Annotated in this window: 12 protein-coding genes and 1 riboswitch; of the genes, 3 read left to right on the top strand and 9 right to left on the bottom strand. The window is 60.6% G+C overall.

All coding sequences use genetic code 11. The features are described 5' to 3' along the window. Positions 1-2 precede the first annotated feature (2 nt). From HGP17_RS21240 to HGP17_RS21230, 3 genes are all read left to right on the top strand, one after another. Positions 3-1832 (top strand): ABC-F family ATP-binding cassette domain-containing protein, encoded by a 1830-nt coding sequence (locus tag HGP17_RS21240; RefSeq protein WP_168812433.1) that lies wholly within the window; start codon positions 3-5, stop codon positions 1830-1832. Between the two features lie 311 nt (positions 1833-2143). Continuing rightward, positions 2144-3325 carry an efflux RND transporter periplasmic adaptor subunit gene (locus HGP17_RS21235; protein ID WP_168812432.1) on the top strand — a complete coding sequence of 394 codons (1182 nt, stop codon included), beginning with the start codon at positions 2144-2146 and terminating at the stop codon, positions 3323-3325. After that, positions 3322-6498 (top strand): multidrug efflux RND transporter permease subunit, encoded by a 3177-nt coding sequence (locus HGP17_RS21230; protein ID WP_168812431.1) that lies wholly within the window; start codon positions 3322-3324, stop codon positions 6496-6498. Before HGP17_RS21235 ends, HGP17_RS21230 begins: the two co-directional genes overlap by 4 nt. 91 nt (positions 6499-6589) lie before the next feature. Here HGP17_RS21230 and HGP17_RS21225 read toward each other — a convergent pair whose 3' ends face one another. From HGP17_RS21225 to HGP17_RS21185, 9 genes are all read right to left on the bottom strand, one after another. Then, complete coding sequence (locus HGP17_RS21225; RefSeq protein ID WP_168812430.1) at positions 6590-7318, bottom strand: SIS domain-containing protein; 729 nt, start codon at positions 7316-7318, stop codon at positions 6590-6592. 172 nt (positions 7319-7490) lie between these two features. Then, on the bottom strand, positions 7491-8648 hold the full coding sequence (gene nagA, locus HGP17_RS21220) for an N-acetylglucosamine-6-phosphate deacetylase (RefSeq protein ID WP_168812429.1): 1158 nt from the start codon (positions 8646-8648) through the stop codon (positions 7491-7493). Next, the gene (locus tag HGP17_RS21215) at positions 8648-9679 is read right to left on the bottom strand and encodes an SIS domain-containing protein (RefSeq protein WP_168812428.1); all 1032 of its coding nucleotides are present in this window, start codon (positions 9677-9679) and stop codon (positions 8648-8650) included. The genes nagA and HGP17_RS21215 overlap by 1 nt, the downstream gene beginning before the upstream one ends. Further along, on the bottom strand, positions 9676-10449 hold the full coding sequence (locus tag HGP17_RS21210) for a GntR family transcriptional regulator (protein WP_168812427.1): 774 nt from the start codon (positions 10447-10449) through the stop codon (positions 9676-9678). Before HGP17_RS21210 ends, HGP17_RS21215 begins: the two co-directional genes overlap by 4 nt. Before the next feature lie 122 nt (positions 10450-10571). Further along, positions 10572-11597 carry an aldose epimerase family protein gene (locus HGP17_RS21205; protein WP_168812426.1) on the bottom strand — a complete coding sequence of 342 codons (1026 nt, stop codon included), beginning with the start codon at positions 11595-11597 and terminating at the stop codon, positions 10572-10574. Between the two features lie 155 nt (positions 11598-11752). Continuing rightward, positions 11753-12175, bottom strand: coding sequence for a hypothetical protein (locus HGP17_RS21200; RefSeq protein WP_168812425.1), 423 nt, complete (start codon positions 12173-12175; stop codon positions 11753-11755). Between the two features lie 110 nt (positions 12176-12285). Further along, positions 12286-13479 carry a VWA domain-containing protein gene (locus HGP17_RS21195; RefSeq protein WP_168812424.1) on the bottom strand — a complete coding sequence of 398 codons (1194 nt, stop codon included), beginning with the start codon at positions 13477-13479 and terminating at the stop codon, positions 12286-12288. Positions 13480-13482: 3 nt separating this feature from the next. Beyond that, a complete protein-coding gene (metA, locus tag HGP17_RS21190; protein ID WP_168812423.1) occupies positions 13483-14409 on the bottom strand; it encodes a homoserine O-succinyltransferase in 927 nt (308 codons plus the stop codon). Between the two features lie 45 nt (positions 14410-14454). Continuing rightward, positions 14455-14532: riboswitch (SAM riboswitch) on the bottom strand. Between the two features lie 185 nt (positions 14533-14717). After that, positions 14718-15560 (bottom strand): MoxR family ATPase, encoded by an 843-nt coding sequence (locus HGP17_RS21185; protein WP_168812422.1) that lies wholly within the window; start codon positions 15558-15560, stop codon positions 14718-14720. Between the last annotated feature and the right edge of the window lie 27 nt (positions 15561-15587).

Below are 15587 nucleotides of genomic sequence, written 5' to 3'. Positions count from 1 at the left end.
TCTTGGCCCCTCCCATTCTGAAACTCGACGACATCTTTTTGAGCTTTGGCGGCGCGCCTCTTCTGGCCGGCGCCGGCCTGCAGGTCGAGCCGGGTGACAAGATCTGCCTGGTCGGACGCAACGGTTCCGGCAAGTCGACGCTTCTGAAGATCGCTGCCGGCATCGTCGAAGCGCAATCAGGTGACGTGTTCCGGCATCCATCGTCGACCGTGCGCTATCTCGAGCAGGCACCGGATTTTGCCGGTTACAAGACGGTCACCGCCTATGCCGAAGCCGGCCTCGGACCGGGCGACGATCCCTATCGCGTCACCTATTTGCTGTCTCATCTCGGTCTGACCGGCGAAGAAGATCCGAAGAACCTCTCCGGCGGCGAGGCGCGCCGCGCGGCACTCGCGCGTGTTCTGGCGCCGGAGCCGGACATCCTGCTGCTCGACGAGCCGACGAACCATCTGGACCTGCCGACCATCGAATGGCTGGAAGGCGAACTACAGAAAAGTCGCAGCGCGCTTGTACTGATTTCGCACGACCGTCGGTTTCTGGAGAAGGTTTCGACCGCGACCGTATGGCTCGATCGCGGCACCTCGCGCCGGCTGGACAGGGGCTTTGGCCATTTCGAAGCCTGGCGCGACCAGGTGCTTGAAGCCGAAGAGCTGGAACAGCACAAGCTGGGCAAGCAGATCGAGCGCGAAGAGCACTGGCTGCGCTACGGCGTGACGGCGCGGCGCAAGCGCAACATGCGCCGCCTCGGCGAGCTGCAGGACATGCGCTCCCGCTATCGCGGCCACAAGGGCGCTCTCGGCACCGTGCAGGCGACCGCCTCCGATGCGCAGGAAAGCGGCAAGCTGGTGATCGAGGCGGAGAAGATCACCAAGGCCTATAACGACCGCACAATCGTCGCGCCGTTTTCGATCCGTGTGCATCGCGGCGATTGCATCGGCCTCGTCGGCCCCAACGGTGCCGGCAAGACGACGCTTCTGAAGATGCTGACGGGCCAGCTGGGGCCGGACAGCGGCACGGTGAAGCTCGGCACCAATCTGGAGATCGCCACGCTCGACCAGAAGCGCGAGGAGCTGAACCCGGAAGATACGCTCGCCAACTACCTGACCGACGGTCGCGGCGAGAACCTTCTCGTCAACGGCGAGCAGCGGCATGTGACCGGCTATATGAAGGAATTCCTGTTCCAGCCCGAGCAGGCACGCACGCCGATCAAGAATCTCTCCGGCGGCGAGCGCGCGCGGCTGATGCTGGCACGCATCCTGTCGCGGCCGACCAATCTGCTCATTCTCGACGAACCGACGAACGATCTCGATATCGAGACGCTCGACCTGCTGCAGGAGATCGTTTCCGGTTTTGTCGGCACCGTCATCCTCGTCAGCCACGATCGCGATTTTCTCGACCGCACCGTGACGTCGACGATCGCACCGGCCAACCCGGAAGATCCGGATGGACGCTGGATCGAATATGCCGGCGGCTATTCCGACATGCTTGCCCAGCGAAAGGGCGCAATCGAGGAGCGAAAGCGGGCGGAAAAGGCTGCCGAGAAGCCGAAGGCTGCCGATGCCGCATTGTCTTCCGCCGATGCCTCGAAGGGCAAGGGCAAGCTTTCCTACAAGCAGAAATTCGCGCTCGAAAACCTGCCGAAAGAAATGGCCAAGGCGGAAACCGAGATCGGCGTCCGCGAAAAGAAGATGGCCGATCCAAACCTTTTCTCAAAGGACCCCGCAACCTTCAACCGTCTTGCGGCCGAGATGGAAAAGCTGCGGGAAAGCCTGCTGAAGATGGAAGAGGAATGGCTTGAGCTCGAGATGCTGCGCGAGGAACTGGAGGGCTGAGGCCCTGACCATTTCATCCTATAGGCGTTCTTCTCCGTGAGGAAAAACAAGCGGTTGCGTTCGATCGTGCCCGCTTCATTCCCTGTTGTCGAATTCAATAAACCGTTTATACATTAACGCGTGGTGCCGGACAGTGAGCCGGTTGATACCCCGAGCCGGCTCGGCTCGTGGCGCATATTGGGGACGTCCGAAGAAACCTGATTGCATTTCGCCTGATGGCGACAGGTCCTTCGTGGAAATTGCAGGCAAATTTCGTGATCGCTTAACGCGGCGGCGCTCCTTGCCGTACGCGGTTTTTCGAGGGGGCCTACATGCCGGTGCTGCCGCGTAGCATTCTTTACAGCTGTGTTTTTGTTGTTTTCTCAGGCGCCCAGGCGTTCGCGCAAAGTGCGCCGCCGGCCGCGCCCGTCACTGTCGCCAAGCCTGTCGTCCGCAATGTCGTCGACAGCGACGAGTTCATCGGACGCTTCCAGGCCGTCGATGAAGTGTCGGTGCGCTCGCGTGTGGGCGGCTATTTGCAGGAAGTGCATTTCCAGGACGGTACTCTGGTCAAGCAGGGCGATCTTCTTTTCGTCATCGACCAACGACCCTTCGTCACGACATTGAACGAGGCGGCGGCATCGCTCGAAGTGGCAAAATCGTCGCTCACGCTTGCCGATGCACAATACAAGCGGGCGGAATCCCTGTCGACGACGGGCAGCCAGTCGGCTTCGACACTGGACGACCGCCGCCGTGACCTGATCTCGGCGCAGGCAAATGTCCGTGGTGCGCAGGCGACGGTGGACCGCGCCAATCTCGACATGGATTTCACCAAGATCACCGCACCGCTCAGCGGCCGTATCGACCGGCGGCTGATCTCGGTCGGCAACCTCGTTCAGGCCGACCAGACGGTGCTGACGACCATCGTGTCGCTCGATCCCATCGATTTCTACTTCGATGTCGACGAGCGCCGGCTGCTATCCTATGCCGATGAAGCACGCAAGAACGGCAGCGCCCTGCAGCAGGGCGGCGGCGGCCTCGATGTCACTGTAACGATCGCCGATGCGCGGCAGAAACCCTTCAAGGGCAAGCTCGATTTCGCCGAAAACCGCGTCGATAACGAAACGGGCACGATACGTGTCCGCGCGCGTTTTCCGAATCCCAACCTCATCCTGCAGCCCGGCCTGTTTGGGCGTGTGCAGGTTCAGGGTTCCAACAGCTACAAGGCGATCCTGGTCCCCGATGAAGCCATCGGCTCCGACCAGAACCAGCGCGTCGTCTATGTCGTGGATACGGCCGGCAACGTAACGCCGAAATCCGTGCGTCTCGGGCCGAAGCTCTATGGCTATCGTGTCATCCGTGACGGTATGACCGGTGACGAAACGATCGTCGTCAACGGGCTGATGCGTATCCGCCCCGGCGTCAAGGTTGCGCCGCAGCTGATCGAACTGCCGCAACAGGCGACGAATGACGAGCCGCCGGCCCAGGCCGATGCACAGGGGACGAACCAATGAGGTTTTCCCACTTTTTCGTCGATCGACCGATCTTCGCGTCGGTCCTATCCATCGTGCTGCTGATTGTCGGCGGCATCGCTTATTTCCAGCTGCCGGTCGCGCAGTATCCGGAAGTGGCGCCGCCGACGATCGTCGTGCGCACCTCGTACCCGGGCGCGGACTCGCAGACGATTGCCGATACGGTGGCAACGCCGATCGAGCAGGAAGTCAACGGCGTCGAGGACATGCTCTACATGTCCTCCTATTCAAGCGCCGACGGTTCCATGGCGCTGACGATCACCTTCAAGCTCGGCACCGATCTCGATAAGGCGCAGGTGCTGGTGCAGAACCGCGTCGCCATCGCCGAGCCTCGCCTGCCCGATGACGTACGCCGTATCGGCATCACGACGGTCAAAAGCTCGCCTGACCTGATGATGGTCGTGCACCTTCTCTCGCCCAGCAATCGCTACGACCAGCTCTATATTTCCAACTATGCCCGCACGCGCATCCGCGACCTTCTGGTTCGTCTGGATGGCGTCGGCGATGTTCAGCTCTTCGGCGAGCGGCAATATTCGCTGCGCATCTGGCTGGATCCTGAAAAGCTTGCCGCCTATGGCATGACCGCCGGTGACATCGTTCAGGCGCTTCGGGATCAGAACGTTCAGGTTTCGGGCGGCACGATCGGTGGTCCACCCGTCTCCGGCACCAATGCCTTTCAATATACCGTCACGACACAGGGACGCTTTTCCGATGCCCGGCAGTTCCGCTACGTCATCGTCAAGGCGACAGGCAACGGACGTCTCGTACAGTTGCAGGATGTCGCGCGCATCGAGCTCGGTGCGCAGGATTACGTCACCAATAGTTATCTGAACGGCAGTCCCGCAGTGGCGCTAGGCGTCTTCGCACGTCCGGGCACGAACGCGCTCGATGCCGCCGCCGATATCCAGAAGACGATGGAAAGTCTCGCCCAGGATTTCCCGCAGGGGCTTGAATACCGCATCATCTACAATCCGACGGAGTTCATCGCCGAATCCATCCATGAGGTTTACAAGACCATCTTCGAGGCGGCTATCCTCGTTGCCATCGTCGTGCTGGTCTTCCTGCAATCGTGGCGAACGGCGATCATTCCAATCGTTGCCATCCCCGTTTCGCTGATCGGCACTTTCGCATTCCTGCTTGCCTTCGGCTTCTCGCTGAACATGCTCACCTTGTTCGGTCTGGTGCTGGCGATCGGTATCGTCGTCGACGATGCGATCGTGGTCGTCGAGAATGTCGAGCGAAACCTTGCGCTTGGAATGACGCCGAAGGAGGCGTCGCATGTGACGATGAACGAAGTGGGCACAGCCGTTCTGGCAATCTCGCTCGTGCTCATCGCGGTGTTTCTGCCGACAGCGTTCATTCCGGGGATCACCGGCCAGTTCTATCGGCAGTTCGCGGTGACGATCTCCGTCGCAACCGCGATCTCCTGCCTGAATTCGCTGACGCTCTCACCGGCCATCGCCGCGATCGTGTTGCGGCCACACAGCCACAAGAAGTCCAGCAACATCTTTGCGCGGTTCGGCCGTGGCCTCGGCGATGGCTTCAACCGTGGCTTTGAGCGGATGAGCGGCGGCTATTCCTGGGTCATCCGGCATCTCGTCACGACGTGGGTCGCTCTCGGTTGCGCGCTTCTTGTTTTTGTCGGGCTTCTGGGTGCCACATGGTATATGGGCAAGATCGTGCCGCAAGGCTTCGTTCCCACGATGGACCAGGGTTACGCGATCGTCGTCGTACAGCTGCCTGACGGCGCGTCGCTGGCGCGCACCAACGCCGTCATCCAGAAGGCGACGGAGATCATCAACAAGACGCCAGGCGTCGAAAATGCCGTTGCCTTTGCCGGCTTCAACGGGGCGACTTTCACCAATGCATCGAACTCGGGCGTCATTTTCACGCCGTTCAAGCCTTTCGAGGAACGACTAAAGACCGGGGATACTGCGACCAAGATCATCGGTCAGCTCTATGGCAGCCTTCAGGGTATCCAGGAGGCCTTCATCATCGCCATTCCGCCGCCGTCGATCCGCGGCGTCGGCAATTCCGGCGGCTTCAAGATGCAGATCATGGACCGGGAAAATCCGGACATGCGCCGGATCCTGCCGCTCGCCTACCAGATGATGGGCGCCGCAGCGCAGAACAAGGGTGTAAGTGGCGTCTTCACCACCTTCTCCGCCAACAGCCCGCAATACTTCCTGGCGATCGACCGCGACAAGGCGCGGGCGCTGAACGTGCCGATCCCGAATATCTTCGAAACGCTGTCGATCAACCTCGGCACATCCTACGTGAACGACTTCAACGCTTTTGGCCGCGTCTATCAGGTGCGGGCGCAGGCCGATCAGCAGTACCGTATGGATCGCGAGGATATTCTGGCGCTGAAGGTGCGCTCGGCAACGGGCGCATTGGTGCCGCTCGGCACGTTGGTGGATATTCGCGACACCACCGGGCCGGCGCTTGTTCAGCGCTACAACATGTATGTCTCCGTTCCCCTGCAGGGGAACCCGGGACCGGGTGTTTCCACCGGCTCGGCACTCGACACTATGGAAGGATTGGCCAAGAACCTGCTGCCGGCGGGTACGACCTTCGAATGGACCGAACTCGCCTATCAGGAAAAGCACACCGGCAATACGGCGATCTACATCTTCGCGCTGTCGGTCATCTTCGTTTTCCTGGCGCTTTCGGCGCAGTATGAAAGCTGGATCCTGCCGCTTGCCATTATCCTCATCGTGCCGCTGGCAGTCCTGGCGGCATTGATCGGCGTGCATTTGAGAGGGATGGACAACAACATCCTCACGCAGATCGGGTTGATCGTGCTGATCGGCCTTGCGGCCAAGAACGCTATTCTGATCGTCGAGTTTGCCCGGCAGGCGCAGCTTGAAGGAAAGAGTGCGGTGGAGGCGGCGATCGAGGCCAGCCATCTGCGCCTGCGTCCGATCCTGATGACGGCATTCGCCTTCATCTTCGGCGTCGTGCCGCTGATGATCGCCACCGGCCCGGGTGCGGAAATGCGCCAGTCGCTCGGTACGGCCGTCTTTTCAGGCATGCTTGGGGTGACGTTGTTCGGTCTGTTCCTGACGCCGGTGTTCTACGTGGTCCTTCGTCGTCGGCGCAAGCAGGCGGAGGCGACGCAAGAGCCCTCCGCGACCGATGCTGCGGCACAGTGACATCTGACGAAGCGGCCGAGCGTTTCACGGGAATCGCTCGGCCGCTTCATTCGTCTGTTTTCATGCAATAAACGGCAAAGGCCGCTCTCGTTCAGAGATGCGGATTGCGAGGCCGGTATTTCTTGACCAGCTCCTGATTGATTTCCTTGGCGCCTGGCATATTGGCGCTGAGGTAAACGGGTGGATTGCCATCCTTGCAGAGTTCCGCGGCGACTTCTGCGAAGATCGCGTTCAGCACGGTTGCTCCGACGGCCGTCGATGCCGGACCGACCTTCATCCCGACGCCGGGCAGCTCGACCATCGCATCGCCGGGCGGCAGGCCGTTATCCAGCACGATATCGGCGATATCGGCAAGCTTCGTGCGCCCGTTGGCAATGGCGGCCGAATAGGCGAGCGAGGTGATGGCGATCACGGTTGCGCCGATTTCGCGTCCGTAGTTGGCCGCCTCGATCGGTGCGGCGTTGACCCCGGAATTGGAGGCGATGATGACAACGTCGCCGGCCTGCATGCCATAGCGTTCAAACACCGGCCGGATGAGACCTTCCGTGCGCTCATAGACCGAGCTGATGACGGCACCTTCGTGGAGCATGGCAGAGCCCACCAGTACCGGTATGGTGAAAGCCAGGCCGCCGGCGCGATAATGCACTTCCTCCGCCAGCATATGCGAGTGGCCGGTGCCGAAGACATAGACGCGGCGGTCGGCGCGCGCGGCCGTGCATATGGCGGCTGAAGCTCGGGACATGGGCTCGGCCAGTGCTTCGCGCAAGGTCTGCAGCCTGCCGATGACGGCCGAGAAATAGCTGTCCGTGACTGCGGTCATCCCGCGTCTCCTCATTTGCTGTATCAGAGCGCTTTCGCCTTGTTCAAATTGCGAAGGCGCTTCATTCTGTTCGGACTGGCGGTTCAGCATGTCACGCGAACACTGAATCGCCTTGTCTGTTCGTTGTCTCGCAATTCCCGGCAGTACCGCCGCGCAGTTTGCCGGACTTGCTCTATTTCGATGGCTGGCCCGAAATCCAGGTGTTCGTCACTTCGATACCGTCATCGATGTGAACGAGATCGGCGCGGGTTCCCGGCGTCAGGTGACCGCGATCCGTCAAACGGAGGAAGCGGGCGGGATAGGAGGTCGCCATGCGCAGTGCTTCGGCGAGCGACAGCTCGAGGAAATTGACGCCATAGCGGATCGTGGAGGCCATATCGACATCCGAGCCGGCCAGCGTGCCGTCCTCCAGCGTGAGTTTCGAGCAATAGCCACCCTTGGTGCGATAGACCGTGCGGCCGTTCAGCGTGAAGCTCGGGAGATCCGTGCCGACGAGCGACATGGCGTCGGTGACGAAGAACAGGCGTCCTTCGCCGCGCTTGGCGCGCAGCGCAATGCGCAATGCTCTCGGGTCGATGTGATGGCCGTCGGCAATGATGCCGCACCAGGCGGCGGGATGGTCGATCGCCGCGCCGACGAGGCCGGGTGTGCGATGGCTCATCTGGCTCATGGCGTTGAAAAGATGGGTGACGCCGCGCGCGCCGACATCGAACCGTGCATCCGCCGCTTCCGCCGTGCAATCGCTATGGCCAAGGCTGATGATGACGCCGCCTTCGCTGAGCGCCTGTACCTGGCGCTCGGTCACCTGCTCCGCCGCCATGGTGATCATCAAGGTGCCGATCGCTTCGCGAGCGCGGATAAAGGTTTTGACATCGCTGTCTTCGACCGGGCGCATCAGTTCGGCGAGGTGCGCGCCCTTGCGGGCCGGAGCCAGGTGCGGGCCTTCGAGATGGAGGCCGACTACGCCGCGATTGGTCTTCACCGCCTCGACGGCTGCTTCGATCGACGCCATCGTTGCCGCTGCAACATCGGTAATCAACGTGGGCAGCACCGATGTCGTGCCGTAGGGGCGATGACCCTCGGCGATCATGTACATGGATTCGGGCGAGGGCTCGTCGTTCAGCATGCGGCCGCCGCCGCCATTGACCTGCGCATCGACGAAGCCCGGCGCAAGCACGCCGCCATCGAGCCGGATCGTTTCGGCATTCTCCGGCACGTCATTCGCACCGGTGATGGCATGGACGCGACCGTTGCCGATCACAAGCGCGCTGTCGTCGTGAAACCGGTCGCCATCAAAGATGCGGGCGCCGGTAAAGACCTTGTACTCCATCACATGGTCTCCGTTACCTTGAGAAGGTTAGCCGGCTTATCTGGGTTGAAGCCCTTGCGACGCGTTACCGACTCGATGAGGCGATAGTAGCACAATAGCGAGACGAGCGGGTCGAGCAGACCATTGCCCGTCGTCGGCATATGAAGATTGATGCCGGCGAGCGGCGCGGTCGAGAAGGAAACGGCGGTGGCGCCGAGCTTCTGCAGCCGCTCCAGCGCCTGCGCATTGTTGGCGAAGGCGGCATCATCGGGCGAGAAGGCGACGATCGGGAAGCCCGGTTGCACCAGGCGCATCGGGCCGTGCATGAGTTCGGCCAGGGAGAAGGCTTCGGCATGCAGACCGGCGGTTTCCTTTGCCTTCAACGCCGCTTCAAGCGCGATAGCGAAGGCAGGGCCGCGGCCGCCGGTATAGAGCGAGGAAGCATCGAAGAGCACGTCTTCTGCCGCCTTGCCATCGATGCCCGAGGTGGCGGCCAGGGCTTCCGGCAGCTTGGCAAGGCCATCGATCAGGGCTTTGTCCTGCGAAACTGCTGCCGTCACGCCGGCAAGGGCCGCGACCGAGGCGACGAAGGACTTGGTGGCGGCAACACTTTGTTCCTTGCCGGCATTGAGGCCGAGCACGATGTCGGCTTCCTTTGCAAGCGGGCTGTCGGTGACGTTGACGACGGCGATGGTGGTCGCGCCGCCCTTCTTGGCTGCCGCCTGCATTGCGATAATGTCGGGGCTGCCGCCGGACTGGGATACCGTGAAATGGATGCCGCCCTTGAGGTTCAGGGACGCACCATAGACAGAGGCGATCGACGGGCCGACGGAGGCGACCGGAACGCCGCAGGAGATTTCGAAGAGATATTTGAAGAAGGTGGCCGCATGGTCGGACGAACCGCGCGCTGCCGTCGTGATCAGCGACGGCCGGCCCGAAGCGAAGAGCTTCGCGATCTCAGCGAAAGCGGGCTTTTCTTTTTCAAGCAGGGTCGCAACCACTTCAGGCGATTGGCCGGCTTCCGTCAGCATCAGGGACTGGGTCTCGCTCATAGGTCATCTCCAATTCTCAATTCAGCAACAAAATCATAAGCATCGCCGCGATAATGCGAGCGGGTATATTCAACCACGCGCTGGTCGGCGAGGCGGGACACGCGTTCGATCAGAAGCGCCGGCGCGCCGGCTTTGACCGTCAGGATCGCTGCGGATGTCGGGTCAAGCGTCACGGCCGTCAGTCTTTGCTGGGCGCGCACCGGCTTGAAGCCATTGGCCGCCAGCGTGTCGTAAAGCGATCCTTCGGATACGGCGTCCTTGCCGAGAAACTTGATAGGGACGACGGCGCGCTCGATGGCGAGCGGCTGGTCATCGGCAAGGCGCAATCGGTCGAGCCGCAGTATCGGCTCATCGACGGCAAGGCCCAGAAGGAAACATTCTTCCGGGGAGGGCGTGCCAATCGTGCGCTGGAGAACACGCGCCGCGGGCTCGCGTCCACGCGATCGCATGTCCGCCGAGAAGGAGGAGAGGCGCCACAGCGGCTGTTCGATGCGTTCAACATGTTGCGACACGAAGGTGCCACTGCCGTGGCGCGATTCGATGACGCCGGAGGCCAAGAGGTCGCGATAGGCGGTTCTGACGGTGATGCGGCCAATTTCCAACGCACTGGCAAGATCGCGCTCGCCCGGCAGCGCCGTACCGGCTTTCAGCAGTCCTTCCTGAATGAGACCCGTCAAGGCCTGTGCCAGCCGCTTGTACAGCGGCCCGCTTCCGGTCCCTTCACTGAGACCGCGATTGTTCAGTTCGGCGATCAAACTGGTTCTATCCATGGTGAGTAATTAGAACCTATTTAGAACCAATTCACAAGGTGAATCTGGGCGTTTGGCAAAAAAGAATCGGCCGGGCGCTTTGGACGCCCGGCCGACGATGGATTGAGCAGGACATGCCCGGCTCAGTTCTTGGTGAAGATATAGTCCGTTTCCTGCCGCAGCACTTCGCCGGGGCGAAGTACGGCATTGGGGAAGCCTTCGTGATTGATGGCGTCGGGCCAGACCTGCGTTTCCATGCAGAAGCCGGCAAACGGGCCGATCTTGCGGCCGTCATGGCCGGGAACCGGCACATTGAGCTTGAAGCCGGTATAGAACTGCACGCCAGGCTCGGTGGTGCGCACTTCCATCGACACACCGGAATTGACGCTGCGTGCGAGCGCGACGGAACGCTTGGCGGTGCGCTCGCGCGAAAGGCAGAAATTATGATCGTAGAGCGCCTGTTCGCTCCCATCGAAACGCTTCATCGGCGACATCTCGCGGAAGTCGAAGACTGTGCCATCGACCGAGCGGACTTCACCCGTCGGGACCTGCTTGTCATCGGTCGGCGTATAGTGATCGGCGGCGATCATGATGTCGTGGCCGAGCGCGTCCTCGCGACCATCGAGGTTGAAATAGGCGTGTTGGCAGACATTGGCGATCGTCGGCTGATCGGTGGTGGATTCATATGTCACCGAGAACTCGCCATTGCCATGAACGCGATAGGTCGCATGGATGGTGCAATTGCCGGGGTAGCCGGCGCGCCCATCGGGATCGACGATCTTCAGCACCACGCGATCGGTATCGTGTTCGACGATGGTCCAGTTGCGCTTGGCGATGTTGTCCTTGCCGCCGTGCAGATGAGTGACGCCCTTTTCGTTGAGCTCGAGCTGATACTGCTTGCCATCCAGCGTGAAACGGCCACCGCCGATGCGGTTGGCGCAGCGCCCGGGCGTCGCGCCGAAATAGGAGGAATGGGCGGGATAATCTGCAAAATCGTCGAAACCGAGCAGCAGCGAGGGCGCGTGGCCGTCAAGACGCAGATCCTGGATAACCGCGCCCCAGGACATGATATGCGCGGTCAGGCCGCCGCCGACGATCTTGACGCGATAGACGGTTTCCTCGTCTGCCGTCGTCCCAAAAACTTCCCGCTGCAAAGTGCTTTCCGTCATATCAGCTCATCCATCGCTTTCGAATATGTGAGGCCAGACCCTGCCCCCATTCGCGTTATTCCGCAACCGATTCCCGAGCGAAATTTAGAGGGGGCCAGAGGGGGATCAAGACGCGGCGTTCTTTCCACCGAATTCATGGAAAATGCATCCGGCCACTATGTCTTGTCGTTGAGAAACTTGACAGGCTTCCGACTGAAAAGAGCCCTGATCGGTTGCTTCGATCCATTCGATTTTTCCACCGCTATGATTATCATCAGCCTATCGCCACGAATGGCGATGAAGATATCGAACGGTTTTGAGCTGTATATACCGCTTTGAGCGCTCCACTGACCTGTGCCCTCAGCGTAATTCACGTTTCCGTACCGGCCGGTCTGCGCCGTAGCGCTCCAGCCGTCGTTCGTGCTGATCGTCATAAATCTCCCCTGCCTTACGACGCCCACGCGGCACTTCTCGCATGGGCCGACGTCGGAGTAGGTTTGATTCCACTGGCCGGAAAAGTCTCCCTCCTCCGCTCTCGCCTGCTGCGAGACGAGCAAAATGGTCGCGATGAGGAGAAGAAATCTCACAGCGTGGTGCACGCACATCTCCACCGGTGTCCCCGAGGGTGCGGGGAGGTATCTATCGTCCTTCTCTTTCTATAAATGGTTGTGGTTATTTGGTGGCACCACGACATGCGAATGCTGAACATTCAGCGCGACAGTTCCCGCGTCGCCTTTTCCAGGCCGCCGAGTGTCAGAGGGTACATGCGGTCGGCCATCAGGCGGCGGATGATGGAGATCGAGGTTGTGTAGCCCCAGTAGTTTTCCGGCACGGGGTTGATCCAGATGCATTTGCGGAAATGACCGGTCATGCGCGCAAGCCAGACCTCGCCGGCCTCCTTGTTCCAATGCTCTACTGAGCCGCCAGCCTGTGTAATCTCGTAGGGGCTCATGGAGGCATCGCCGACGAAGACGACACTGTAGTCGGGGCCGAAGGTGCGGACGATGTCGGTCGTTGCGGTGATATCGACGCGGCGGCGGCGATTGTCCTTCCACACGCCTTCGTAAAGGCAGTTGTGAAAATAGAAATACTCCATGTGGCGAAACTCCGCACGGGCGGCGGAGAATAGCTCCTCGACGACACGGATATGATCGTCCATCGAGCCGCCGACATCGAAGAACATCAGGAGCTTGACGGCGTTGCGGCGCTCGGGCCGTGTCCGGACATCGAGATAGCCGTGCTCGGCGGTGGAGCGGATGGTGCCCGAAAGGTCGAGTTCCTCGGCCGCCCCCTCGCGCACCCAGCGACGCAGCCGCTTCAGCGCCACCTTGATGTTGCGGGTGCCGAGTTCGACGCCGTCATCGAGATTCTGGAAGTCGCGCCGATCCCAGACTTTCACCGCGCGGCGGTTTCGTGAGGTTTCCTGGCCGATGCGCACGCCTTCCGGATTGTAGCCATAGGCGCCAAAGGGCGAGGTGCCGGCCGTGCCGATCCATTTCGAGCCGCCCTGATGCCGGCCCTTCTGTTCGGCGAGGCGCTCTCGCAGCGTCTCCATCAGTCTGTCGAAGCCACCGAGCGCTTCGATCTCTCTGCGCTCCTCTTCCGTCAAATGCCGCTCGGCAAGCTTGCGCAGCCATTCCTCAGGAATGGCCGTCGGCTCCAGCGCTTCTCCCTCGATCGTTCCGCCGATCGCTTCCACGCCACGGAAATAAGCGGCGAAGACCTGGTCGAAGCGATCGATGAAGCGCTCGTCCTTGATGAGCGTCGTGCGCGCCAGATAGTAGAAGGCCTCGACGTCATAATCGGCAATCCCTTCTTCCATTCCCTCAAGCAGCGACAGGAATTCCCGGAGCGTCACCGGTACCTTCGCTTCCTTCAGCTTCAGGAAGAAGGGAATGAACAAGCGTCAGGTCCTTTCCTGGCCGATCTCCTCCAGATCATATGGCGTGGTCTGGTAGATCTCGTTGATCCAGTTTCCGAAAAACAGATGCGCATGGCTGCGCCACCGGTTTTGCGGTGGGATTTCCGGGTCGTTGTGCGGGAAGTAGTTGTGCGGCATCTTGATCGGCACGCCCGAATTCACATCCCTGAAATACTCGTCCGCAAGCGATGTGGAATCATACTCCACATGATTGAACATGTAGAGCCGGTTGCAAGCTTGTTCGTGCACGAGGCAGACGCCCATCTCGCTCGATTCCATCAGGATCTGCAGGCCGGGCACCTTTTCGATGTCGGCACGCTTCACTTCCGTCCAGCGCGAGACGGGAATGGCGAAATCATCCGAGAAACCGTTGAGGTAAACCGACGAGGGTTTCAGGTTCTGGTGGCGATAGACGCCAAACGCCTTTTCCGTCAGCGTATATTTCGGCACCTTGTGGAAGTGGTAGGCGGCAGCCATTGCGCCCCAGCAGACGTTCAGCGTCGAATGGACGTTGGTAGCTGTCCAGTCGAAGATCTGCTGCATCTCGTTCCAGTAGGTGACATCCTCATAATCGAGCAGCTCAATCGGCGCGCCTGTGATGATGAAGCCGTCGAATTTGCGGTGCTTTACCTCTTCCCAGGTCTGATAGAAGGCAAGCAGATGTTCTTCCGAGGTATTCTTCGCCTTGTGTGCGCCGACGCGCACCAGCGAAAACTCCACCTGCAGCGGCGAGGCGCCGACCAGGCGCGCCATCTGGACCTCTGTCTTGATCTTGTTCGGCATGAGGTTGAGAAGCCCGATCTGCAGGGGGCGGATATCCTGACGGAACGCCACCGTTTCGGTCATTACCCGCACGCCCTCGCTCTGGAGGGTTTCGAATGCGGGTAGCGTATCGGGGATCTTGATGGGCATTGTTTCACTCGCCAAATACAAAAAAACCGGCCGCGATGAATCGCTACCGGTCCGCACGCGGCCCTTTAGCGACTTATTTAACGTGGCTGCAAGCCGGCCGGCCAAATCACCACGAGGAGAAATCCATAAACCTGCTGTCTCTGCTGGTCAATGGGCAAGGTTTGTGAGAAGCGGCGGCCGTGGCCTGATGTCGGTTGTCGCTTACGGATGTTCAAGAAGAGCCGGGGCAGCGTGTCGAAGATCGGCTTCAAAAGTGGCGATCTTTCTGGTCTCCCACCGGATGAACTTCAACGCGACAAGAGGTGTGACTACTTCCCTTGTCCGCGCGCCATGAAGGCCAGCCGTTCGAAGAGATGCACGTCCTGCTCGTTTTTAAGCAGTGCGCCATGCAGTTTCGGCAGTGCGCTTTTGGCGTCGGCACGCAGCGTTGCCGGATCAACGTCGTCAGCGACCAGCAGGCGGATCCAGTCGAGGGCTTCGGAGGTCGACGGCTTTTTCTTCAGGCCCGGTACGTCGCGGATTTCGAAAAACTGCGTCAGGGCCTCATGGACGAGCGTCTGCTTGATGCCGGGATAGTGAACCTCCACGATACGCGCCAGCGTTTCCATGTCGGGAAAGCGGATGTAATGGAAGAAGCAGCGGCGCAGGAAGGCGTCGGGGAGCTCCTTCTCGTTGTTCGAGGTGATGATCACGATCGGGCGGATCGCGGCATGGATGGTCTCGCCGGTCTCGTAGACATGGAACTCCATGCGGTCGAGTTCCTGCAGCAGGTCGTTGGGAAACTCGATGTCGGCCTTGTCGATCTCGTCGATCAGCAGCACGCATCTCTGCGGCGCCGTGAAAGCCTGCCAGAGCTTGCCTTGGCGGATATAATTGCCGACATCCTGAACCCTTTCGTCGCCAAGCTGGCTGTCGCGCAGGCGTGAGACGGCATCGTATTCGTAAAGGCCCTGCTGCGCCTTGGTTGTCGATTTCACATTCCATTCGAGCAGGGAGAGCCCGAGAGCAGCGGCCACCTGCCGCGCCAGCTCCGTCTTGCCCGTGCCCGGTTCACCCTTTACCAGAAGCGGACGCTCCAGGCGGATCGCGGCATTGACAGCGACCATGAGATCCTTGTCGGCGATATAGTCGGCAGTTCCTTGAAATTGCATCGGAAGGCTTTCTCAATCTTTCCTGTG

The organism is Rhizobium sp. P38BS-XIX, assembly GCF_012641435.1.
Taxonomy (GTDB): domain Bacteria; phylum Pseudomonadota; class Alphaproteobacteria; order Rhizobiales; family Rhizobiaceae; genus Rhizobium.
This window is presented reverse-complemented; position numbering and strand designations above follow the sequence as displayed.

Coding starts and splice junctions, on each gene's coding strand:
- metA (WP_168812423.1), bottom strand. CDS start 14,409: ATGCCCATCAAGATCCCCGATACGCTACCCGCATTCGAAACCCTCCAG.
- HGP17_RS21185 (WP_168812422.1), bottom strand. CDS start 15,560: ATGCAATTTCAAGGAACTGCCGACTATATCGCCGACAAGGATCTCATG.
- HGP17_RS21230 (WP_168812431.1), top strand. CDS start 3,322: ATGAGGTTTTCCCACTTTTTCGTCGATCGACCGATCTTCGCGTCGGTC.
- HGP17_RS21210 (WP_168812427.1), bottom strand. CDS start 10,449: ATGGATAGAACCAGTTTGATCGCCGAACTGAACAATCGCGGTCTCAGT.
- HGP17_RS21215 (WP_168812428.1), bottom strand. CDS start 9,679: ATGAGCGAGACCCAGTCCCTGATGCTGACGGAAGCCGGCCAATCGCCT.
- HGP17_RS21205 (WP_168812426.1), bottom strand. CDS start 11,597: ATGACGGAAAGCACTTTGCAGCGGGAAGTTTTTGGGACGACGGCAGAC.
- HGP17_RS21235 (WP_168812432.1), top strand. CDS start 2,144: ATGCCGGTGCTGCCGCGTAGCATTCTTTACAGCTGTGTTTTTGTTGTT.
- nagA (WP_168812429.1), bottom strand. CDS start 8,648: ATGGAGTACAAGGTCTTTACCGGCGCCCGCATCTTTGATGGCGACCGG.
- HGP17_RS21225 (WP_168812430.1), bottom strand. CDS start 7,318: ATGACCGCAGTCACGGACAGCTATTTCTCGGCCGTCATCGGCAGGCTG.